Origin of the sequence: Methylotuvimicrobium sp. (assembly GCF_050611805.1) — a bacterium.
Lineage (GTDB): Bacteria > Pseudomonadota > Gammaproteobacteria > Methylococcales > Methylomonadaceae > Methylotuvimicrobium.
Genome location: NZ_JBNGHF010000002.1, coordinates 155,569 through 176,721 on the forward strand (window position 1 = coordinate 155,569; position 21,153 = coordinate 176,721).

At 47.1% G+C, this 21,153-nt stretch carries 23 protein-coding genes; 18 read left to right on the forward strand and 5 right to left on the reverse strand.

The window, feature by feature from the left end; all coding sequences use genetic code 11:
• Nucleotides 1-12 precede the first annotated feature (12 nt).
• Nucleotides 13-366 carry a HopJ type III effector protein gene (locus ACRJJO_RS02115; protein ID WP_431064322.1) on the reverse strand — a complete coding sequence of 118 codons (354 nt, stop codon included), beginning with the start codon at nt 364-366 and terminating at the stop codon, nt 13-15.
• 79 nt (nt 367-445) lie between these two features.
• Entirely contained in the window at nt 446-931 is a 486-nt protein-coding gene (gene smpB / locus ACRJJO_RS02120) for an SsrA-binding protein SmpB (protein ID WP_431064323.1), read from the reverse strand.
• Between the two features lie 103 nt (nt 932-1,034).
• On the opposite strand from smpB, the gene ACRJJO_RS02125 reads away from it, so the two are divergent.
• The 3 genes from ACRJJO_RS02125 to ACRJJO_RS02135 are packed head-to-tail and all read left to right on the forward strand — an operon-like array spanning nt 1,035 to nt 3,107.
• Nucleotides 1,035-2,396 (forward strand): sodium-dependent transporter, encoded by a 1,362-nt coding sequence (locus tag ACRJJO_RS02125; RefSeq protein WP_431064324.1) that lies wholly within the window; start codon nt 1,035-1,037, stop codon nt 2,394-2,396.
• 2 nt (nt 2,397-2,398) lie between these two features.
• Complete coding sequence (locus tag ACRJJO_RS02130) at nt 2,399-2,830, forward strand: type II toxin-antitoxin system RatA family toxin (RefSeq protein ID WP_125219487.1); 432 nt, start codon at nt 2,399-2,401, stop codon at nt 2,828-2,830.
• A gap of 7 nt (nt 2,831-2,837) precedes the next feature.
• A complete protein-coding gene (locus ACRJJO_RS02135; RefSeq protein WP_216844647.1) occupies nt 2,838-3,107 on the forward strand; it encodes an RnfH family protein in 270 nt (89 codons plus the stop codon).
• Nucleotides 3,108-3,163: 56 nt separating this feature from the next.
• Here the strand turns inward: ACRJJO_RS02135 and ACRJJO_RS02140 are convergent, their stop codons facing one another.
• A complete protein-coding gene (locus tag ACRJJO_RS02140) occupies nt 3,164-3,631 on the reverse strand; it encodes an outer membrane protein assembly factor BamE (RefSeq protein ID WP_125219489.1) in 468 nt (155 codons plus the stop codon).
• 452 nt (nt 3,632-4,083) lie between these two features.
• On the opposite strand from ACRJJO_RS02140, the gene fur reads away from it, so the two are divergent.
• Genes fur through lolD form a run of 3 tightly spaced genes read left to right on the forward strand, consistent with a single transcriptional unit; the run spans nt 4,084 to nt 6,451 of the window.
• Nucleotides 4,084-4,500 carry a ferric iron uptake transcriptional regulator gene (gene fur / locus ACRJJO_RS02145; protein WP_014148470.1) on the forward strand — a complete coding sequence of 139 codons (417 nt, stop codon included), beginning with the start codon at nt 4,084-4,086 and terminating at the stop codon, nt 4,498-4,500.
• Between the two features lie 27 nt (nt 4,501-4,527).
• A complete protein-coding gene (locus ACRJJO_RS02150; RefSeq protein ID WP_125219490.1) occupies nt 4,528-5,775 on the forward strand; it encodes a lipoprotein-releasing ABC transporter permease subunit in 1,248 nt (415 codons plus the stop codon).
• On the forward strand, nt 5,768-6,451 hold the full coding sequence (gene lolD / locus ACRJJO_RS02155; protein ID WP_431064325.1) for a lipoprotein-releasing ABC transporter ATP-binding protein LolD: 684 nt from the start codon (nt 5,768-5,770) through the stop codon (nt 6,449-6,451). Before ACRJJO_RS02150 ends, lolD begins: the two co-directional genes overlap by 8 nt.
• 277 nt (nt 6,452-6,728) lie before the next feature.
• Here lolD and ACRJJO_RS02160 read toward each other — a convergent pair whose 3' ends face one another.
• Nucleotides 6,729-7,235, reverse strand: coding sequence for a DUF2062 domain-containing protein (locus ACRJJO_RS02160; RefSeq protein ID WP_125219492.1), 507 nt, complete (start codon nt 7,233-7,235; stop codon nt 6,729-6,731).
• An 83-nt stretch (nt 7,236-7,318) separates the two neighbouring features.
• On the opposite strand from ACRJJO_RS02160, the gene ACRJJO_RS02165 reads away from it, so the two are divergent.
• The 5 genes from ACRJJO_RS02165 (at nt 7,319) to sufD (ending at nt 13,751) form a co-directional block, all read left to right on the forward strand.
• Nucleotides 7,319-9,592 carry a DNA internalization-related competence protein ComEC/Rec2 gene (locus ACRJJO_RS02165; RefSeq protein WP_431064326.1) on the forward strand — a complete coding sequence of 758 codons (2,274 nt, stop codon included), beginning with the start codon at nt 7,319-7,321 and terminating at the stop codon, nt 9,590-9,592.
• Between the two features lie 105 nt (nt 9,593-9,697).
• Nucleotides 9,698-10,147: an SUF system Fe-S cluster assembly regulator gene (locus ACRJJO_RS02170; protein ID WP_404361290.1), complete on the forward strand. Its 450-nt coding sequence runs from the start codon at nt 9,698-9,700 to the stop codon at nt 10,145-10,147.
• A gap of 14 nt (nt 10,148-10,161) precedes the next feature.
• Entirely contained in the window at nt 10,162-11,610 is a 1,449-nt protein-coding gene (gene sufB, locus ACRJJO_RS02175; RefSeq protein ID WP_404361291.1) for a Fe-S cluster assembly protein SufB, read from the forward strand.
• A gap of 64 nt (nt 11,611-11,674) precedes the next feature.
• Nucleotides 11,675-12,427, forward strand: a complete 753-nt coding sequence (sufC, locus tag ACRJJO_RS02180) for a Fe-S cluster assembly ATPase SufC (RefSeq protein WP_431064327.1) — start codon at nt 11,675-11,677, stop codon at nt 12,425-12,427.
• Nucleotide 12,428: 1 nt separating this feature from the next.
• Nucleotides 12,429-13,751 carry a Fe-S cluster assembly protein SufD gene (gene sufD, locus ACRJJO_RS02185; protein WP_431064328.1) on the forward strand — a complete coding sequence of 441 codons (1,323 nt, stop codon included), beginning with the start codon at nt 12,429-12,431 and terminating at the stop codon, nt 13,749-13,751.
• A gap of 85 nt (nt 13,752-13,836) precedes the next feature.
• On the opposite strand, the gene ACRJJO_RS02190 is transcribed toward sufD, so the two are convergent.
• Nucleotides 13,837-14,397, reverse strand: coding sequence for a Uma2 family endonuclease (locus ACRJJO_RS02190; RefSeq protein WP_431064329.1), 561 nt, complete (start codon nt 14,395-14,397; stop codon nt 13,837-13,839).
• 229 nt (nt 14,398-14,626) lie between these two features.
• On the opposite strand from ACRJJO_RS02190, the gene ACRJJO_RS02195 reads away from it, so the two are divergent.
• From ACRJJO_RS02195 to lysS, 7 genes are all read left to right on the forward strand, one after another.
• Nucleotides 14,627-15,850 carry a SufS family cysteine desulfurase gene (locus ACRJJO_RS02195; protein ID WP_431064330.1) on the forward strand — a complete coding sequence of 408 codons (1,224 nt, stop codon included), beginning with the start codon at nt 14,627-14,629 and terminating at the stop codon, nt 15,848-15,850.
• A complete protein-coding gene (gene sufU, locus ACRJJO_RS02200) occupies nt 15,850-16,302 on the forward strand; it encodes a Fe-S cluster assembly sulfur transfer protein SufU (RefSeq protein ID WP_125219500.1) in 453 nt (150 codons plus the stop codon). The genes ACRJJO_RS02195 and sufU overlap by 1 nt, the downstream gene beginning before the upstream one ends.
• Before the next feature lie 6 nt (nt 16,303-16,308).
• On the forward strand, nt 16,309-17,088 hold the full coding sequence (locus tag ACRJJO_RS02205; protein WP_431064331.1) for a class I SAM-dependent methyltransferase: 780 nt from the start codon (nt 16,309-16,311) through the stop codon (nt 17,086-17,088).
• Between the two features lie 15 nt (nt 17,089-17,103).
• A complete protein-coding gene (locus tag ACRJJO_RS02210; RefSeq protein ID WP_125219502.1) occupies nt 17,104-17,424 on the forward strand; it encodes a non-heme iron oxygenase ferredoxin subunit in 321 nt (106 codons plus the stop codon).
• 132 nt (nt 17,425-17,556) lie between these two features.
• Nucleotides 17,557-18,655 (forward strand): peptide chain release factor 2 gene (gene prfB, locus ACRJJO_RS02215; RefSeq protein WP_125219503.1). Its coding sequence is split into 2 segments (ribosomal slippage): nt 17,557-17,631 and nt 17,633-18,655, totalling 1,098 coding nucleotides; the frame shifts between segments, so codons are not numbered across the junction.
• Between the two features lie 53 nt (nt 18,656-18,708).
• Nucleotides 18,709-19,503 carry an NYN domain-containing protein gene (locus ACRJJO_RS02220; RefSeq protein ID WP_125219504.1) on the forward strand — a complete coding sequence of 265 codons (795 nt, stop codon included), beginning with the start codon at nt 18,709-18,711 and terminating at the stop codon, nt 19,501-19,503.
• Nucleotides 19,504-19,588: 85 nt separating this feature from the next.
• A complete protein-coding gene (gene lysS / locus ACRJJO_RS02225) occupies nt 19,589-21,088 on the forward strand; it encodes a lysine--tRNA ligase (protein ID WP_125219505.1) in 1,500 nt (499 codons plus the stop codon).
• The last annotated feature ends 65 nt before the right edge of the window (nt 21,089-21,153 follow it).

Below are 21,153 nucleotides of genomic sequence, written 5' to 3' on the forward strand. Positions count from 1 at the left end.
GCTCCGAAACGGCTATTTGAGCGTAAGCGGCATACCCTTGAATTGTATGCCTTGCCAGCCGTAGCGCATGAAATTTCGGATGTTTTGATGGCCGGTTCCGGTCGGATCGTTCAACACGTCCAAGCGATAATAATCGCCGAACAGATTCAAAGTTTGTTGCTCATCGAGTCCGTTCATTCTTGCGAACGCGAAAATTTTGCAGGAGCCTTCGTTTGTACCCGCTTTATTGATCAATTCATTATCTTCGAGGCCGTTGCTAAATTCGGCAGGTTGATATTCGTAGTGTTCGGCAATCACGGCCATCGTTTCATCGAAACCGACCGGTCGATTGTTTTTTATGTTGTCTAGAAATCGTGTCAAAGTCATTGTTATGTAAGGTATTGTTATCGAATCATTGCCGCCTGAAAAATTCGCGGACGCTTACCGTTCACTGTTAACCATGTATTTAGGCATGTTTCATCAGGCGTTCTCTTTCACGCTGCCAATCTCGATCTTTAGACGCTGTCCGCTTGTCATGTAATTTTTTGCCTTTGGCCAAGCCGATTTCAATTTTGGCTCGGCCGTTTTTCCAATACATCGATAAGGGAATCAACGTATACCCTTTGCGCTCGACGCTGCCGATCAATTTGTTCAATTCCTGGCGATGCAACAACAGTTTTCTACCGCGTATCGAATCCGGATTGACATGTGTGGAAGCGGACAATAGCGGCGAGATATGAGCGCCATACAACCACGCTTCGCCTCGCTTGATTTGTACATAACTTTCCTTTAGTTGCGCCCGGCCTTCTCTCAGGCTCTTGACTTCCCACCCCTCTAAGACTAGACCCGCTTCAAAGCGTTCTTCAATAAAATATTCGTGCGTAGCCTGGCGATTGGTGGCGATAGTATTGTTTTGCGACTTGTTTTTTTTCTTCGATTTTTTATCGGCCATGGCGTGTTAAGTGGATTTATAAACTGACGGGATCTAATAATTTTGGTATTTTACTCGATTTATTAATAATTATTTAGCTTTATAGCAAAGAACAGGCACGGAAATGACGCAAACAAAGAAATCAATTCATGGTGAATGGTCGTCGCGCTTAGCATTCATTTTAGCGGCGACCGGTTCGGCGGTCGGTTTAGGCAATATCTGGAAATTTCCTTATATTGCGGGAGAAAACGGTGGCGGAGCTTTTGTTATCGTTTATCTGCTATGTATTCTGTTGATCGGCCTTCCGATTATGATGGCGGAAACGCTCATAGGTCGCCGCGGACGGCAAAGCCCCATTAATACGATGTCGGATTTAGCCGATGAGGCGAATGCCGATCCTAAATGGCATTATGTGGGTTGGTTGGGCGTTATTTCCGGATTTTTGATTTTGTCTTATTACAGCGTAGTAGCCGGTTGGGGTATCGCCTATGTTTTCAAAGCTTTTTTAGGTAGCTTTTCCGGTGCGGACGGCACAGCAATCAAGAATACTTTTAGCGGTCTAATGAGCAGTCCGCTGCAACAGATTTTTTGGCATAGTATTTTTATGCTGATGACCATGCTAGTGGTATCGAGAGGGGTAGCCGGCGGCTTGGAGAAAGCAGTCAGATTTTTGATGCCCGGTTTGTTTGTTATTTTAATGTTGCTGGTTGCATATGCGATGACGACCGGGTCTTACCAACAAGGCATTAACTTTTTGTTCAATCCGGATTTTAGCAAAATTACCGGTCAAGCCGTTTTAACCGCAATGGGGCATGCGTTTTTTACATTGAGCCTAGGCATAGGCGCGATCATGGTGTACGGTTCTTATTTACCGAATAGCATTTCGATTACACGGACCAGTATCTTGATCGCCGGAGCCGATACCGCTGTTGCTTTGCTGGCCGGTATCGCGATTTTTCCAATTGTTTTTGCAAATAACCTGGAAGTCGCTGCCGGACCCGGGTTGATTTTTCAAACGCTACCGATTGCATTCGGCAATATGACCGGCGGCTGGCTGTTTGGCATTTTGTTTTTCGTTCTGCTGGTTTTTGCGGCGCTTTCTTCGTCAATTTCACTAATCGAACCGGCTGTTGCATGGCTGGTCGAAAACAAAGAAGTCGATCGCAAGAAAGCATGTGTCTGGGCCGGGCTTGCCACGTGGGTGGTAGGATTAGGCACGGTATTTTCTTTCAATGTTTGGTCGGATTTTAAAATTTTCGACCGATCCATTTTCGATTTATTGGATTATTTGACGGCTAATTTATTGTTACCCATCGGCGGTTTCTGTGTGGCCGTTTTTGCCGGTTGGATCATGAGACCCGAAGATAGCGAGCATGAATTGCGCAGTTCCAAACCAATATATTACCAAGGCTGGTGGTTTCTGGTTCGATACGTCTCTCCCGCAGCAGTTTTTCTGGTGTTTTTGAACGTGGTCGGAGTGCTTTAAAAATGGTGTTGGTACAAAAAAGCGCGTTGGTTAAATACTCCGCGCAAAAGATGTTCGATCTGGTCGATAATATCGAAGCGTATCCGGAGTTTTTACCCTGGTGCTCAGGCAGCAGGATTTTGTCTCGCAAGGACGATGTTGTCGAAGCCGAATTAATGATTGCTAAGGGAGGTTTCAAAAAGTCGTTTGCAACCCGTAACCAACTGGACCATGGCGGTCGGATTACGATTGAACTACTGAACGGGCCATTCACGCACCTGGAAGGCAAATGGGACTTTATGCCTCTGCGTGAGGATGCGAGTAAAATTTCATTGGATCTTGAATTCGAAATGTCCGGAAAATTGGCGAGTCTGGCTTTCGGGGCTGTCTTTAATCAAATATGCAATACTATGGTGGCCTCGTTTACCGAGCGTGCAAAGGAAATATATGGCTGAAAAATTCATTAGAGTAGAAGTCGCTTATGCTAAACCGGAAAACCAGGTTATTTTAAATACTACAGTACCGGAGGGTGCAACAGTCGAGGAAGCTATTATAAAATCCGGGGTTATAACGCGCTTTCCTGAAATCGATTTGTCTCAAGCCAAGGTTGGTATTTTTAGTAGCGCCTGCAAACTGGATCGGGTGTTAAAGGAGTTTGACAGAGTAGAAATTTACCGACCATTACTGCACGACCCTAAGGAGTCAAGAAGAAGCAAGGCTGCAAAAGAATAAGTGATTGGCTTGTAAAATTCCTTCAGAAAGTTCAACTCTCTGAGGGAATTCTTGATCTAATTGACCCTGGAAGATGAAGTGAGCGGATCATTATCGATTGTGTTGTCGTCCGCCGGTTTTTTGAACTCAATCGTGCTACTTGATGTTTCATCGCTACCAAAAACACCGGTTATTTTTTCCCAAACTGTTTTTTCTAATTTGCGCTTGGGTAGCACAAGTGTTGTCTCGTGCGAAACTCGTTCTGTGGGTTTTGAGCTGGGTCTGAAATCGCCTTGTACGCCTATCAATTGATCCTCATCAAAGAGCAGCGTCACTTTTTTTTGCAGTCTAGGTCCGCCTTCTAATTGTTCAGAAAAAATATAATCCCAACGTTGCTGTTGAAAAGGGTCGAGCAACATGGGCGAACCCATGATGTATAAAACCTGGCGTTTATTCATGCCGGGACGCAACTGATCGATGATTTCCTGGTCGATCATATTGCCTTGTTGAATATCCAAAGTATAGACACCCGGCAAGTTTTCCATGATGGTTGTACATGAGGCGAGTATAAAGCTTGCTAGGAAGCATGAAAAGACAAGCGGCTTTTTCATTTAGCGTCTAAGGGATAAGCAAAACGGCAATCTTACATCAATTGCAATAATTATCCTAGAATGCAGTTCTACACTGTTAAACTGTATGCTCATTACTAATAAAAAAGGCTACAATAGCTTTTTGATTTTAGTTCGCTGCTTTTTATACCTTTCGCACTTCAAATTTCGGCATTAGCCTGAGGAGGTGCCGGGGTGTTAGGCCCCTCACCTAACGCTAGGTGAGGAGATGACATGGATGCTGTCACAGAGCCTACATGGACGTATTTACAGTGTCTTTTGACGGGCACCCCGGCACCGAACTTTGACTAGCAAAGGATATAGGTACCGAACAGATTTAATTTATCCCGGACAGCAAAACGATCCATTTATTAATAGGAGATTTTATTTTGGAAAAACAAGATTTAAGGGACGCAGGCTTAAAAGTCACTCTACCTCGCGTTAAAATTCTTGAAATTCTTGAAAGCCAAAAAGACGATCGTCATCTAACTGCCGAACAGGTCTACAAAATCCTGTTGAGTGAAAATGAAGAAATCGGGCTAGCCACTGTTTATCGAGTTTTGACTCAATTTGAAGCCGCTGGTTTGGTTGCAAGACATCATTTCGAAGGTGGAAATTCGGTCTTCGAACTAAATACAGGCGGTCATCATGATCACATTGTTTGCGTCAAATGCGGAAAAGTCGACGAGTTCACCGACCCGGTCATCGAAAGCAGGCAAAAAGAGATTGCCGACAAGTTGGGGTATGAATTAACCGATCACAGCTTGTATTTATATGGATTGTGCGTTAATTGCAAAAAATCCTAATTCCGTCCATCCTCTATCCATCACTGAATGTTTAAACCTCTCATTTTGTATATTGGCCTGCGCTATACGCGGGCAAAACGCCGTACGCAATTTATTTCATTCATCACGCTGACATCCATACTCGGCATCGCTTTGGGAGTGACCGCATTGATCACCGTCTTGTCGGTGATGAACGGTTTCGAAGCGGAATTGCGCGAACGGATTTTGGGCATGACCTCGCACGCCACCGTTACGGGACTCGATGGCCAATTGGATGACTGGCAAAAACTAAATGGCTTGATTGAAAGCTATCCTAATATAGAAGGGACAGCGCCATTCATTAATGGCCAAGTCATGATTAATGCGGACCGACGAGTCAGCGGCTCGATGTTGCGTGGCATCTTGCCGAATGTGGAGCATCAGGTCTCCGAGGTTGCTGAAAAAATGAAAGCCGGTTCTCTCGAACAACTGGTACCCGGCGAATACAATATCGTTTTAGGTGCGGAATTGGCCGCCTATCTCGGTGCGATGGTCGGAGACAAAATTACTGTAATCACCCCTCAAATTACGTCGACGCCAGCCGGAATATTGCCTCGTATGCGCCGATTTACCGTCAGTGGTGTTTTCGAAGTCGGTATGTATGAGTATGACCGAAATATGGCGATTATCCATTTAGATGATGCATCAAGATTATTCAGAATGGGGGAGGCGGTTTCCGGCCTACGCTTAAAGCTTGACGATTTGTTCAATGCACCGCAAATCAGTCGATCTATCGCTCAAGCATTGTATGAAGATTATCGAGTTAGCGATTGGACGCAAGCGCACAGTAATTTTTTCCGCGCGATTCAAACCGAAAAGCGGGTCATGTTTATCATTTTACTGTTAATCGTTGCGGTTGCCGCTTTCAATATTGTATCGACGCTGGTCATGGTTGTAACGGATAAACGCGGTGATATCGCTATTTTGAAAACTCAGGGTCTGTCTTCGCCTTCGGTCATGGGGATTTTCATCGTTTTAGGTGGAATCATCGGTGTAGTCGGCACTTTGTTGGGTACCGCGGGAGGTATTGCCTTGGCGCTGAATGTAGAAACCATTGTGCCCGCGATAGAACAATTTTTCGGCGTGCAGTTTATGGCGGCCGATGTCTATTACATCAGCGAGTTGCCTTCGAAACTGGAATGGGAGGATGTGTATACAATCGCTGGGATGGCTTTTTCGTTATCGTTACTCGCAACCCTTTATCCGGCCTGGCAAGCATCAAAAATCAATCCCGCGGAAGTTTTAAGATATGAATGATTCGACTATTTTACAGTGCCGCGACTTGACCAAAAGTTTCAAGCAAGGCGGACTCAATGTCGATGTATTGAAAGGCGTCGATTTAAGTATCGGCATTGGCGAACGTGTGGCTATCATGGGCGCTTCCGGTTCCGGTAAAAGCACCTTGCTGCATATGCTTGGCGGGCTCGATAAACCCGATGGCGGCGAGGTCGTTTTGGACGGCGTCAATCTCAATAAAGTCAATTCGACTAAATTAAATAAACTGAGAAACAGCTCATTGGGTTTCATTTACCAATTTCATCATTTGCTGGGCGAATTTTCAGTATCGGAAAATGTGGCGATGCCGTTGTTGATCGGCGGTGAAACGGTCGGTCAAGCTCGTTATAAGGCCGATGAGCTATTGCAACGAGTCGGTTTAGGGCATCGAGTGGAGCATAAGCCCGGCGAACTTTCCGGTGGAGAGCGGCAGCGGGCCGCAGTTGCTAGGGCGTTGATCAATCAACCGAAATGCGTATTAGCCGACGAGCCGACCGGTAATCTAGACAGTAAAACGGCCGAGCAAATTTATCAACTAATGTTAGAGTTGAATCGTGAACTTAAAGTGAGCTTCCTAATTGTCACTCATGATCCGGATCTGGCTCAGCGCATGGATACCGTGTTGCATATGGAAGATGGTCTGATCGTCAATCACTAGAAATGGTGAATGGTGAATGGTGAATGGTGAAATAATGTGGCTTTTCAATTGCTTGTCAAGACCGCATCATTCATATTCCATCGACTTTCACTTATTCGCACGAAACTAAAAAAGGTCGGTTTTTTGGAACCACATCCTAAATAGACCTTGCCATCCCCGACGGGGTAGCAATGGGTGGGCATTTAAACCAACGAATGAATCATGAGGCCAAAACAAGCCATTAATCGAGCACTTTTCGTGACTTTTGGCGAATCAAGGTATTTTTTTAGCAAATAAACTAGCGCTTCTGCCGCTTAGTCCAGCGTTTACCGACATGATAGCGCCACAGATTGCTCATGCCGAAATAGCCGGCAGCTGAACTTATTGTACCGATGACCAAGCAACCCAACAAAAACGGAGCCCAAATATCGCCTAATTCCGCCATGGCATTTTCAAAGGTAAATTCAACATCTTCATGCGGCTTTCTCGCTAACAGTAGCAGTCCGACTCGATAGGCAAAATAAAACATCGGCGGCATCGTAAATGGGTTAGTGATCCACACCAACGCGACCGACAAAGGTAAATTGGCCCGAAAATAAAAAGCGCCAACCGCGGCGATTGCCATCTGGCCGGGGACAGGAATCCAGGCTGTAAATAAACCGATTGCAAAAGCCAGCGCTACCGAACGGCGGTTTAAATGCCATAAATTCGGCTCGTGTAAGCGCTCACCCAAAAACTGTAGGTTTTTGTGTTCTTTGATTTTATCGGGATGAGGCAGATACTTTTTGATGAGCTTTTTAGGCATGATCTTTGTAATTATAGTTTTTCAGACCTTTAGTTTATCAGGTTTTTTAAAAGCCGAAAAAGCATAAATAACTCAGAGAACTGATGGCTAGATCCGCGTTTTTCTTCGCAGCCGGCATTTGGATTGTTCAACAATTTCCACAATTACCTGATGATTGGCATTGGCTGGCCTCTGCTTGCGTTCTGATCGGAATTTTACTCAGACTAAAATTTCGAAAAGCCGCGACCTTTTTGTTCGGCATGCTATGGGCGATTGTTTTTGCTTCGATTGCTTTATCGAATCGACTCCCGATCGATTTGGAAAGCAAGATAATACCGATACAGGGACGCATTACCGGTCTGCCCCGTCAAAGCGATAGGCGTGTTCGTTTCAACCTAACCGATATTCAAGGTCCTGAAGGCATCCCTAAGAAACTGCGCTTGAGTTGGTATAATCCCAAGGACGAAATTAAAGCCGGCCAGTATTGGTCGTTTTCGGTCAAACTAAAACGACCGCATGGCAATTTGAATCCGGGCGGTTTCGATTATGAGCGTTGGTTACTGAGCGAAGGTATCGGGGCAACCGGTTATGTTCGTGATAGACCATCGCCTGTAATGGTTTCGGACAAATCATCGTTTTTTAATATTTCAACTTGGCGTCAACAACTTTCGGATAAGCTTAATAATGCAGGTGTTTCAAGCGATACAATCGGCATTATCAAGGCTCTGGCAATCGGCGATAGGCAGGAGCTTAGTTCAGCGCAATGGAATATCTTCCGTAACACCGGAACCGTTCATTTAATAGCGATTTCCGGTTTGCATATCGGACTAATTTCAGGATTGATTTATTTAACGGTCGTTAAATTCTGGGCCAGAACCGGAGTATTGAGACTGTCGCCCCATCATGCCGGCGCGCTTGCGGCGCTGTTTATCGCTGCGCTCTATGCCAGTTTGGCCGGGTTTTCGGTGCCGACACAACGCGCCTTGATCATGTTGGCAGCAGTTATGTTCTCGGTCATTTGGCAAAGAAACGTCATTCTCTCCAATACATTAGCGTTAGCTTTATTTGCCGTATTGTCGATGGATCCCTTGGCGATATTATCCCCCGGTTTTTGGCTCTCGTTTTTGGCGGTTATCTTTATAGTCTTCATTGCAGGGGGGCGACTTCAGGAAACAAACCGTTGGCTGGCGGCGCTAAAAATTCATTGGGCGATGGCATTAGCACTTGCGCCGGTATTGTTATTCTTTTTTCAGCAGACGTCATTAATTGCGCCACTGGCAAATTTAATCGCAGTTCCTGTCGTTAGCTTTCTGGTTGTACCCATTCTGCTTCCTTCCATGTTTCTTCTCGGGCCGATACCTGAGTTAGCGGAACCTTTATTGTTGGTAGTCGACACAATATTAAAAGGATTGTTTTGGTTTTTGGCTGAATTAGCCGATTGGCCATTCGCGATACTTTCTTACCCTCAACCTACGTTGATTGCAGTGGCTTTTTTTGTGCTGGGTGTTTTTATTTTATTAACGCCACGAGGGTTAGGCGGGCGCTGGCTAGGATGCCTAATGCTTTGTCCATTATTTTTTCCGAGCTTGGATCGTCCGGAAGATGGCGGGGTCAAGCTAACCTTACTCGATGTCGGCCAAGGTTTGGCTACCGTAGTGCAAACCGCAAAGCATGTTTTGGTATTCGATACCGGAATTCGTTTCGATTCCGGATCGGATAGCGGCATATCGGTCTTATTGCCGTTTTTACATTATCATGGCATAGATCGAGTCGATAAGCTTATTATCAGTCACGGCGATAACGACCACATCGGCGGCGCGGCTTCATTACTCAGGGGTATTAGGACGGATGCAGTTTTGAGTAGTGTGCCGGAGCGAATCGATCATGTGTCGGCTGATTTTTGTAGAACCGGTCAAAGTTGGTTATGGGACGGCGTCTCTTTTATTATGTTGGCGCCCGACGAAACGGCCAGTTTTCGCTCAAATAATGATAACTCCTGCGTACTCAAGGTTGTTACAGAACAGGGAAGTATCTTGTTGACCGGCGATATTGAAAAAAACGTTGAAGCTTGGTTAATTGAAAAATACGCTTACGATTTGCTTGCCGATATTTTGATCGTTCCGCATCATGGCAGTAAGACATCTTCGATGCATGCATTTTTGCAAGCCGTTTCCCCAAGTTACGCACTGATTCCATCCGGTTATAAGAACCGTTTCGGATTTCCTCATCAAGAAGTCATCGAACGTTTGGATGATTTAAACATCAATTGGTTTGATACTGGGCGCCATGGTGCTTTGACCGTAACGACGACAAAACGCACGCTAAAATTGGAAGCACAGCGCCTAGCCCATCGGCGCTATTGGCATGCGTCCCCATGATTAACCTAACCCCATAAAAAAGCCTAATGGAAAAAAAATAATAACCAAGTACTTTACTATGGTATTAAATAGGACTAAAATAGTCCTGAATTTTTGGAGCAGGGTATGTTGCGTCTAGGCAAGTTAACAGATTATGCGACAGTGATTTTAAGCTATATGGCAAAAAACCGTTTCCAGATGCATGCCGCCAATGAAATCGCCGATATAACCGGTATTGCACCGGCAACGGTCAGTAAGCTTCTAAAACAACTCGCCAAGGCCGGCCTAGTTTGCTCGACTCGAGGAGCGAAAGGCGGTTATGAGCTGGCGAACGTACCCGAACATATTACTGTGGCGAGCATTATTAGCGCCGTAGAAGGCCCTATTGCTTTAACCGAATGCAGTATTTCGCAACAAAACTGCGAACAGGCCGGCGGCTGCGAAATCCGCGGCAGTTGGGGAAAAATCAATCAAGCTATCTTTAATGCGCTTGATTCAATTACACTAGCGGATTTGATTTTGCCGGCATCGAAGCCGGAAGAATTTTATGTGCCGGTAGCGAGTCTTTACCGGTAACGACGGAGAACGAAATGTCAGCAAGCGCAAAAGAAATCGAACAACTGATCGGAAAAGAATACAAGCAAGGCTTTGTCACAGAATTGGAAACCGACACTTTTCCGCCCGGTCTGAACGAAGAAGTGATTCATAAGCTCTGGAAAATCAAAAATGAACCCGAGTTTATGCTGGAGTACAGACTGAAGGCGTTTCGTCATTGGCAAACGATGAAGTCGCCGGAGTGGGCTTTCGTCAAGTTCGACCCGATCGATTATCAAGCAGTGAGTTATTACTCGGCGCCTAAGCGTAAGGAAGACGGACCGAAAAGTCTCGACGAAGTCGATCCGCAAATTCTAGAAGCCTACAAAAAACTCGGCATTCCGCTCGACGAACAGGAGCGCCTGGCCGGTGTTGCGGTCGATGCGGTGTTCGACAGCGTCTCGGTCGCGACTACATTTAAGAGTAAGCTGAAAGAAGCCGGGGTAATTTTTTGCCCGATTTCCGAAGCCTTGCGCGAATATCCGGATTTGGTTCAACAGTATCTCGGCTCGGTCGTGCCGACCGGAGATAATTTTTTCGCAGCACTGAACTCTGCCGTGTTTACCGACGGTTCTTTCGTTTATATTCCGAAAGGCGTACGCTGCCCAATGGAGTTGTCGACTTATTTTCGAATCAATGCAGCCAACACCGGACAATTCGAAAGAACCTTGATTATCGCCGACGAAGGCAGCTATGTCAGTTATCTCGAAGGCTGCACAGCGCCAATGCGCGACGAGAACCAATTACATGCCGCAGTCGTCGAATTGATCGCATTGGATAATGCCGAAATCAAATATTCAACTGTACAAAATTGGTATCCCGGCGACAAGGAGGGTAAGGGCGGTATCTATAATTTCGTGACTAAGCGCGCCGATTGCCGTGGTGAAAACTCCAAGGTATCGTGGACGCAAGTCGAAACCGGATCGGCGATCACCTGGAAGTATCCAAGCTGTGTATTGACCGGCAATAATTCGATCGGAGAATTTTATTCTGTCGCGTTGACTAACAATTATCAACAAGCCGATACCGGCACGAAAATGATTCATATCGGCAAAAACACGCGCAGCACGATCATTTCTAAGGGCATTTCGGCGGGCAGGGCGCAGAACACTTATCGCGGCTTGGTCAAAGTCTTGAAAGGTGCCGAAAATGCGCGCAACTATACGCAATGCGATTCGCTCTTGGTCGGCGACAAATGCGGCGCGCATACGTTCCCTTATGTCGAGGTCAAACAACCTTCAGCGCAGGTCGAACACGAGGCGACGACATCGAAAATCAGCGAGGATCAATTGTTTTTCTGCCAGCAGCGCGGACTTTCGGCCGAAGACGCGGTTTCCATGATTGTCAACGGTTTCTGTAAAGAGGTCTTCAAGGAATTGCCGATGGAATTTGCAGTCGAGGCGCAGGCTTTGTTAGGGCTTAGTTTGGAAGGATCGGTAGGTTAGCGACGATCATCTAATGAACGCGGCTTTATAACGATCAAACCATATAAATTTTTAGGAAATCAACATGCTCAACATTGAAAATCTCCACGTTAGCGTGGGCGACAAACCAATTTTGAAAGGTATTAATCTTCAAGTGAAACCCGGCGAAATTCATGCCATCATGGGGCCTAACGGCTCCGGAAAAAGCACCCTATCCCATGTTTTGTCAGGCAAGAGCGGTTATACCGTCACCCAAGGTCAAGTAACTTATGAAGGCAAAGACCTGACTGAAATGGCGCCTGAAATCAGAGCCCGCGAAGGCGTGTTTTTGGCCTTTCAGTATCCGGTCGAAATACCGGGGGTCAGCAATATTTACTTATTGAAAGCTGCGCTGAACTCGATTCGCAAACACCAAGGCTTGCCCGAAGTCGACGCGATGGATTTTTTGACGTTGATCAAAGAAAAAGTTCGTCTGCTCGAAATGGATGAAAGATTCCTGTACCGGGCCGTCAATGAAGGCTTCTCGGGCGGAGAGAAAAAGCGCAATGAAATCCTGCAAATGGCGGTGTTAGAGCCGAAACTATGCATTCTCGACGAAACCGATTCCGGTCTCGACATCGATGCATTGAAAGTCGTCGCAGAGGGCGTCAATTCAATACGTTCGCCGGAGCGTTCGTTCGTGATGATTACGCATTATCAACGGCTGCTCGATTACATTAAGCCGGATTTCGTGCATGTCTTGGCGCACGGACAAATCGTCAAATCGGGCGGGCCGGAGTTGGCATTGGAGCTCGAAGAAAAAGGTTATAGCTGGGTTGAAAACAAACAGGCCGCTTGATATGACTACGCAAACCGCTAGCCGTTATACGGCAGAATATTCGAAAATCGAAGCGAAGTTGCCCGGAGGATCGCTGCCGTGGCTGCTCGAATTGCGCAATGATGCGCTGAAACAATTTTCCGGGCGCGGTTTTCCGTCGCTGCGGGAAGAAGAATGGCGCTATACGAACGTATCCAGCATCGAGAAAAATTTGTTCGAACCTCGTCTTGAGCCGAGCGATCAACAAATAGACAAAGATTGGCTCAAAAATTATTGTTTGGCCGATTGCTGGCAAATTGTGTTAGTCGACGGCTATTACTCGGCTGAATTGTCCAACCTAGCAGGCATTCCGAAAAACGTCACGATAAAGAGCCTAAACGAACTACTTGACGCCGATGCCGAGCAAGTCGAATCTTACTTCGGCAAAGCGGTTAGCATTGATGAGCACAGTTTCGTCGCGTTTAATACCGCTTGGTTCGGCGATGGCGCATTCATACGCATACCGGCCAAAACCTTGCTCGACAAGCCCGTGCAATTGCTGCATGTCGTCACCGACCCGAATCGCTTGGCGGCGACGCGTAATCTCGTGATTGCCGAATCGATGGCGCAGGCGCAAATGATCGAAACCTACGTCGGCGTCGATCAAGCCTATCTATCGGCGGCGGTCACCGAAGTGTTCGTCGAGCCGAACGCCGATTTGACTATGTTCAAACTGCAATGCGAATCGGAAAAAGCGTATCACTTCGGCGGTACTTATGTGAAACAGTCTCGTGACGCACGTTTCAGTCATCACAATTTCGCCTTCGGAAGCCTATTGGCGAGAAGCGATATTCATGTCGACCTCGGCCATGCGAGCGAATGTAATTTGAACGGTTTGTATCTGGGTATCAAACGGCAGCATCTCGACAACCATACGCGCATCAATCACCTTGAACCGTATGCAGTCAGTCGCGAAGTTTATAAAGGCGTGTTGGACGACAGAGCGCGCGGCGTGTTTCAAGGGCGTGTCGTTGTCGCCGAGGATGCACAAAAGACCGATTCGGAAATGAACAATCGCAATTTATTGTTATCGAACGATGCTGAAGTCGACACCAAGCCGCAGCTGGAAATCTATGCCGACGATGTCAAATGCGCGCATGGCGTGACGGTCGGACAGCTCGACGAAAAGTCGGTGTTTTATCTGCAATCGCGCTGCGTCGATGAGGAAACCGCCCGTAACATGCTGACTTTCGCGTTCGCGAACGAGATGGTTACTAAGATAAAGCAAAAAAGCCTACACGACCTGGTGCTTGCCGAAGTGCTGAAGCGCTTTCCGCAGCAAGGGATCACGCAAGATTGGCTGTAAGGGGTATTTGCCGGGATTTCGCTTTGTTTCATCCCAGCCGACCAGTTCAAAACACGGCGTAGGCTGGGGTTATACCAAGGCTGGGTTAAAGTATGTCGCCGATATCGATTGTGATTTCAGGGAGTTCGGACAAGGCGATCGAATCACCGAACGTCAATGTTCGCTTCTCTGCATAAAGATCGCCGGCCGGCTTTCGGTAAATTTCGACACAGGAATCTTTCAGGTTGAGAAGCCAGTACTCGGGAATTTGGTGTAAAGCATAAAGATGCATTTTCTGGTTACGGTCGAAATCGAGCGACGAATCGGCAACTTCGATCAGCAATAAGACATCGTTGGCGACAGGATGACGGGTCGAGTAAAAATCCGGGTTCGGCTTCAAGAGCATGAAGTCAGGTTCCGGTTCGGACAGATCGCAGAGTTGCAACGGGTTTTGCGCATTCATGATAGCCTTTCCCGCTACGCGCATGGCAAAGAAATTCATTAGCCGAATGACATGACCGGCATGATTGCAGCCTATTGGGGACATTTCCAAGATTTCTCCGTTGATCAGTTCGAGACGGCTGTCGGGCGGGAAAATGCTGGCTTCGCCCAATCTGCGCCATTCGTCGATATTGGTCAGATGTTTTCGAGGATTCGCGATCACCATAATTGAAACCGGTTGATTTTAAAAAAGATGTAATTATTCAGCATAACTCATGTATGAGAAGGTGTCGGGCATTGCTTTATAAGTCTGTCTGCAACAGGACGTTGCAGTCAGAGCTTACAGGGATGTATTCACGCGTGCTTAGAAATCAATGCCTGACACCAACCTACCGCATGCGCTGAATAGTTACAAAAAGATAAAATATAAAGAATATACGCCAAACTAGCAAACCATGACTCAATTTCCTATCGATAAAATACGCAACGATTTTCCGATCCTGAACGAGAAAATCCGTAATAAACCGCTGGTCTATCTGGACAATGCGGCCTCAAGCCAGAAACCGAACGTCGTGATCGATTGCATCAGTCACGTCTATCGCCATGATTATGCAAATGTGCATCGCGGAGTGCATACGCTCAGCGTACGCTCGACCGATAAGTTCGAAGGAGCTCGGGAAAAGATCAAAGATTTTATCAATGCCGAATCGGGCAAGGAAATCATTTTCACAAAGGGCACTACCGAATCGATCAATCTGGTCGCGCAAAGCTATGGGAAAGCCAACATCAAAGCCGGCGACGAAATTCTGATCAGCGCGATGGAACACCATTCCAACATCGTGCCATGGCAAATGTTGAGCGAGCAGACCGGCGCGATACTGAAAGTCGCTCCGATCAATCTTCGCGGCGAACTGATTCTCGACGAATTCATCAAATTGATCGGCGATAAAACGCGTCTGATCTCGATCGCTCATATGTCTAATGCCTTGGGTACGATTAATCCGGTCAAACAAATCATCGCAGCCGCGCATCACAAGAACATTCCGGTATTACTCGACGGCGCACAAGCGATACCTCACATGCCTGTCGATGTGCTCGATCTCGACTGCGATTTTTATGCTTTTTCCGGCCATAAGCTATACGGCCCATCCGGCATCGGCGTGTTGTACGGCAAACAAGCCTTGCTCGAATCGATGCCTCCGTATCAAGGCGGCGGCGACATGATTCGCAAAGTCACGTTCGAAGAAACCGAGTACAATACGCTGCCTTATAAATTTGAGGCCGGTACGCCGAGCATCGCCGACGCAATAGCCCTTGGCGCAGCAATCGATTATCTGAACGAAATCGGCATGGGCGCTGTCGCCGTATATGAGGCCGAGCTACTCGATTACGCGACCGAACAGGCTAAGAAAATCAAAGGCCTTCGAATCATCGGCGAAGCAGCCGAAAAAGGCGCTATCCTATCCTTCGTACTGGACAAAATCCATCCGCACGATATCGGCACGATGCTGGACAGCCTAGGCATCGCGGTGAGAGCCGGGCATCACTGTGCAATGCCGGTCATGGACTTTTTCGAAGTGCCCGCAACCGCGCGAGCGTCGTTCGCGATATATAATACGAAGCAAGAAATCGATGTATTGATGAACGGCATAGAATCTTTAATAGAGGTATTTGGTTAATGTTTGACGATTTAAGAGATCTCTACCAAGAGGTCATTTTCGACCACAACCGCAATCCGCGTAATTTCAGGATCATCGAGAATGCAGATAGGAAAGTGGACGGTTTCAATCCGCTGTGCGGCGACCGCCTGACGCTCTACTTAAAAATGAACGGCGATGTGATCGAAGACGCGAGCTTTCAGGGTTCAGGCTGCGCCATTTCGACCGCGTCGGTTTCATTGATGACCGAAATCGTCAAAGGCAAAACCGAAGCCGAAGCCGAAGCCTTGTTCAAGACTTTTCACGAAATGACGACCGGCAAGGACGAACAGATCAATCTCGAAGCGGTCGGCAAGCTGGCCGTGTTGGCCGGCGTCAGGGAATATCCTGCACGAGTCAAATGCGCGACGCTGGCTTGGCATACGCTCGATGCCGCGCTGAAGAACGAAAAACAAGCGGTTTCGACCGAATAAGCGCCTTTGTCCGAGCAACTTTATATCGGTAAACTCGCGGTGCTTTATGAAGGGCAGGGCGATGCCGCTGATTTTAAGCGATTGGCCGAAAGATTGGGCGTTCCGCTTAGAGTGCCGTCCGAACCCAACTTCGATCCGCTTGAATCATTTTATTTGACCTGGCGCGACGGTGTGCTGAAACTGCTCGATCGTGAACTGCTGAAAAAAGGCGGTCTGGCGGTCGATATCGAACCACGGCCCGGCGAGCAAAGGTCCTGGCCCGCGCCGAAAAACACGCCGCTCGGTCAGTCCTTGGGGCGAAAAACGCAGACCGTCGTCGACGCGACGACTGGTTGGGGCCAGGACAGCCTGCATATTTTCAGAATGGGCTACCGGCTGCGCTGCATCGAACGTTCGCCGGTCATGGTTGAGCTATTGCAAGATGCTTTTCGACGTTTAGGCGAATTGAAGTGGGTCAAAAACCTATCGCTCGAATTACCCGAATTGATCGCCGGCAATGCCATACAAATTCTCGCTGGGCTCGACCCGAAGCCCGACTGCATCTATATCGATCCGATGTTTCCGCCGAAACGCAAAAAATCGGCGTTGGCGAAAAAATCGATGACAATCTTGCACGAACTACTCGGCGATGATCCGGATAAAGACGCCTTGTTTGAAATCGCGATGCAGGCAGCAGAGAAAAAAGTGGTCGTGAAGAGTCCCGATTATGCGCAGCCGCTCGGCGGGAAACCGAGTCAGAGTTTTCATGGCAAACTGTTGCGTTACGATGTGTATATCAAAAGCTAAAACTCAGGAGTTATCATGTCCGATTGGATAGATGTCGTCGATCAAGATGCATTGGCCGATGGCGAACATGTCGTTGTTGAAGTCGATGGCGCCGATGTCGCGATATTCAAAATAGACGGCGAATTTTTCGCGATTGAGGATGTATGCACGCATGACGGTGCAGAAATCGCCAGCGGCGAACTCGACGGAGACGAAATCGTTTGTCCGAGACACGGCGCTCGATTCTGCGTCAAAACCGGCGCAGTCAAGTCCGCGCCGGCTTATGAAGACATCGCATGTTTTCCGTTGCGTATCGAAAACCACCGTCTTCAAGTTCGCGACGATCGTTGGGGTTAGCCGTTCAATCGTTTTTCGTTTATGAATGAAACGCGCTAATCGTATATAATCTAATGTTTTTCCATGAGGCCGATTAATTGCGAGTCAATGTTCGGCCAATGGTCTTTCGGTTTCATTAGATTATAAAAATTCATGCAAGAAATTAATCCTATCAAAAACAAAATCACCGACCTCAAAAGCCGCGGCGACGCGCTTAGGAGGTATCTTTGACTTCGATATCAAAAGCGAACGCCTCGTCGAAGTTCTGAAAGAACTCGAAGACCCCTCAATTTGGAACAACCCCGAACAGGCTCAAGCTATGGGTAAGGAACGGGTGCAACTCGAAAAAGTCGTCAATACGATCAACGAATTGGATCACGGCCTCGCCGACGCCGAAGAGTTACTAGTGATGGCAGTAGAAGAGGGAGACGAAGAAACCGTCGATACGGTTGCGAACGACCTTGATCAACTCGAAAGAAAAGTCGCCGAACTCGAATTTCGGCGCATGTTCTCCGGCGAAATGGACGCGAATAATGCCTTTCTCGATATTCAGGCCGGTTCCGGCGGCACCGAAGCACAAGATTGGGCTTCAATGATCGAACGCATGTATCTGCGTTGGGGCGAAGCGAAAGGTTTCAAGACCGAATTGATCGAAGAGTCGCCGGGCGATGTCGCCGGCATCAAGAGCGCAACGATCAAGTTCGAAGGCGAATACGCCTTCGGTTGGCTGCGAACCGAAACCGGCGTGCATCGATTGGTAAGAAAATCACCGTTTGACTCCGGCAACCGCCGCCATACCTCATTTGCCTCGGTTTTCGTATCCCCCGAAATCGACGATGATATCGATATTGATATCAATCCGGCCGATTTGCGCATCGACGTTTATCGAGCCAGTGGGGCCGGTGGTCAGCATGTCAACCGGACCGAGTCCGCGGTCAGGATTACTCATGGGCCAAGCGGCATCGTCGTGCAATGTCAAAGCGATCGTTCACAGCATAAGAACAAAGACACCGCAATGAAACAGCTCAAGGCCAAGTTATATGAAATGGAAATCATGAAACGTAGCGAGCAACAGCAGGCGCTTGAAGATTCCAAATCCGATATTGGCTGGGGCAGTCAGATCCGCTCGTATGTCTTGGATCAATCGCGCATCAAAGATTTACGCACCAACGTCGAAACCGGCAACACACAGGCAGTACTCGACGGCGAATTAGATCAATTTATCGAAGCGAGTTTGAAAAGCGGGTTATAACTAATATTTATTAAAGAAACAGTAGCACGCATGACTTAATAAGGAAATATACAGTGTACCCATCAGAAACTAAAAGATTCGCTTTATTAATAGATGCAGATAACGCCCAAGCTAAAGCAATAGAAGCAGTACTAAATGAAGCAGCAAGATATGGAGAAACAACGTCCAGGAGATGTTATGGAGACTGGACTAATTCCCAACTTAAATCTTGGAAAGAAGTATTAAATAGACATGCTATTCAGCCAATTCAACAGTTTGGTTATACCACGGGTAAAAATGCCACAGATTCAGCTTTGATAATCGATGCAATGGATTTACTTTATACGGGTAAATTTAATGGTTTTTTCCTTGTTTCAAGTGATAGCGATTTCACGAAATTAGCAACTCGAATAAGAGAATCAGGACTTGAAGTTATCGGAATAGGCCAAAGAAGAACACCAGAGGCATTTAGGGCTGCCTGTAACAAATTCATTTTTACCGAAACCATTATGGAAGAAGTGATTACTGAGCCCATTGGAAACTCTGCTATTAATAACGGCGCTGAACAAAAAACAAGCAGAAACGAAACAACAAAAACTACAGAATATTTATTGAATGACAAAAAATTAATGGAATTTATCAAAGAAGCTATCGATTCAGCTTCAGAAGATGATGGATGGGCAAATCTAGGTGGAGTCGGCTCTTATATCCAACGTGTAGATAGCTCTTTCGATGCTCGGAATTACGGTTATACCAAATTAAGTAAACTCATTACTTCACTTGACTATGTAAAAGTAGAGCGTAGAAATGGGGAAAATGGTAGCTCAAACACATATATCAAGTTTCAAGAAAAACAAAGTTACAATTAAATAATTAAATATATTCGTGCAATTCACTTTCAAAAAATCGCGCGATTTGTTTAAACACATTAAATTCGATCAAAAAAAATTTTACATGTCCGAAATCCAAATTCAAGACGAACAAGAACAAATCAGACAACGCCGCAGCAAATTGAACGAAATTCGCGAGCGCGGTATCGCTTTCCCGACCGACTTCAGACGTAATGTCGTGGTTGGCGAATTGCTGGCCGAATACGGCGAAAAAACCAAGGAAGAGCTCGAGACCGATCCGATCCGAGTCAAGGTTGCCGGGCGCATGATGACTCGCCGCATCATGGGTAAGGCAAGTTTCTGTCATATCCAGGACATGTCCGGCAAAATGCAGCTTTATGTCGCGCGCGATCATCTGCCGGAAGGTTTCTACAACGATCAGTTCAAGAAATGGGACATTGGCGATATCATAGGCACCGAGGGTGTATTGTTCAAAACCAATGTCGGCGAATTGAGCATCAAAGTTGACGATATTCGTTTATTGACCAAGGCGCTTAGGCCGTTGCCTGAAAAATTCCACGGTATCGCCGATCAAGAAATCAAATACCGCCAGCGTTATCTGGATTTGATCATGAGCGAGCAATCGCGCAAGACTTTCCTGATCCGTTCGAAAATCGTTACATACATAAGAGAATTCTTGGTAGCGCGACAATTTCTCGAAGTCGAAACGCCAATGATGCAGGCGATTCCCGGTGGTGCAACCGCTCGCCCGTTCAAGACGCATCACAATGCCTTGGACATGGAGCTGTTTTTACGGATTGCGCCGGAATTGTATCTGAAACGACTGATTGTCGGCGGTTTCGAGCGGGTTTTCGAAATCAACCGCAATTTCCGCAACGAAGGACTGTCGACACGGCACAATCCGGAATTCACGATGCTTGAATTCTATCAGGCCTATGCCGAGTATCACGACTTGATGGATTTGACCGAAGAAATGGTGCGAGGCATCGCACTCGAAGTACTCGGCCAAACGCTAATTACTTACCAAGGCGAACAATACGACTTCGGCAAGCCGTTCGATCGCATGACCGTGGTCGAATCGATTCTGCATTTCAATCCGGATTTGGCGGTCGACGATTTGGCGACGCGCGAAGCGGCGGCGAAGGTGGCTGAAAATTTGAAAATCCCGGTCAAGGACGGCTACGGTCTCGGTAAGATTCAAATCGAAATCTTTGAAAAAACCGTGGAACATCGCTTGATGAATCCGACGTTTATTACCGCCTATCCGGTCGAAGTGTCACCATTGGCCAGACGCAACGATGACGATCCGCATGTGACCGACCGCTTCGAATTTTTCGTCGGCGGGCGTGAAATTGCGAACGGTTTTACCGAGTTGAACGACGCCGAAGACCAGGCGGAACGTTTTCGTAAGCAGGTCGAGGAAAAAGAAGCCGGCGACGACGAAGCGATGCATTACGACGCCGACTATGTCACGGCATTGGAACACGGCATGCCGCCGACGGCAGGCGAGGGCATAGGCATCGATCGCCTGGTGATGTTGTTTACCGATGCTCCGTCGATACGAGATGTATTATTGTTCCCACATCTTCGGCCTAAGAATTAACCTATACCTATCGTAGGTCAAAATTCGGCACCGGGGTGCCCGTCAAAGGACGCCGTTAATAGGGG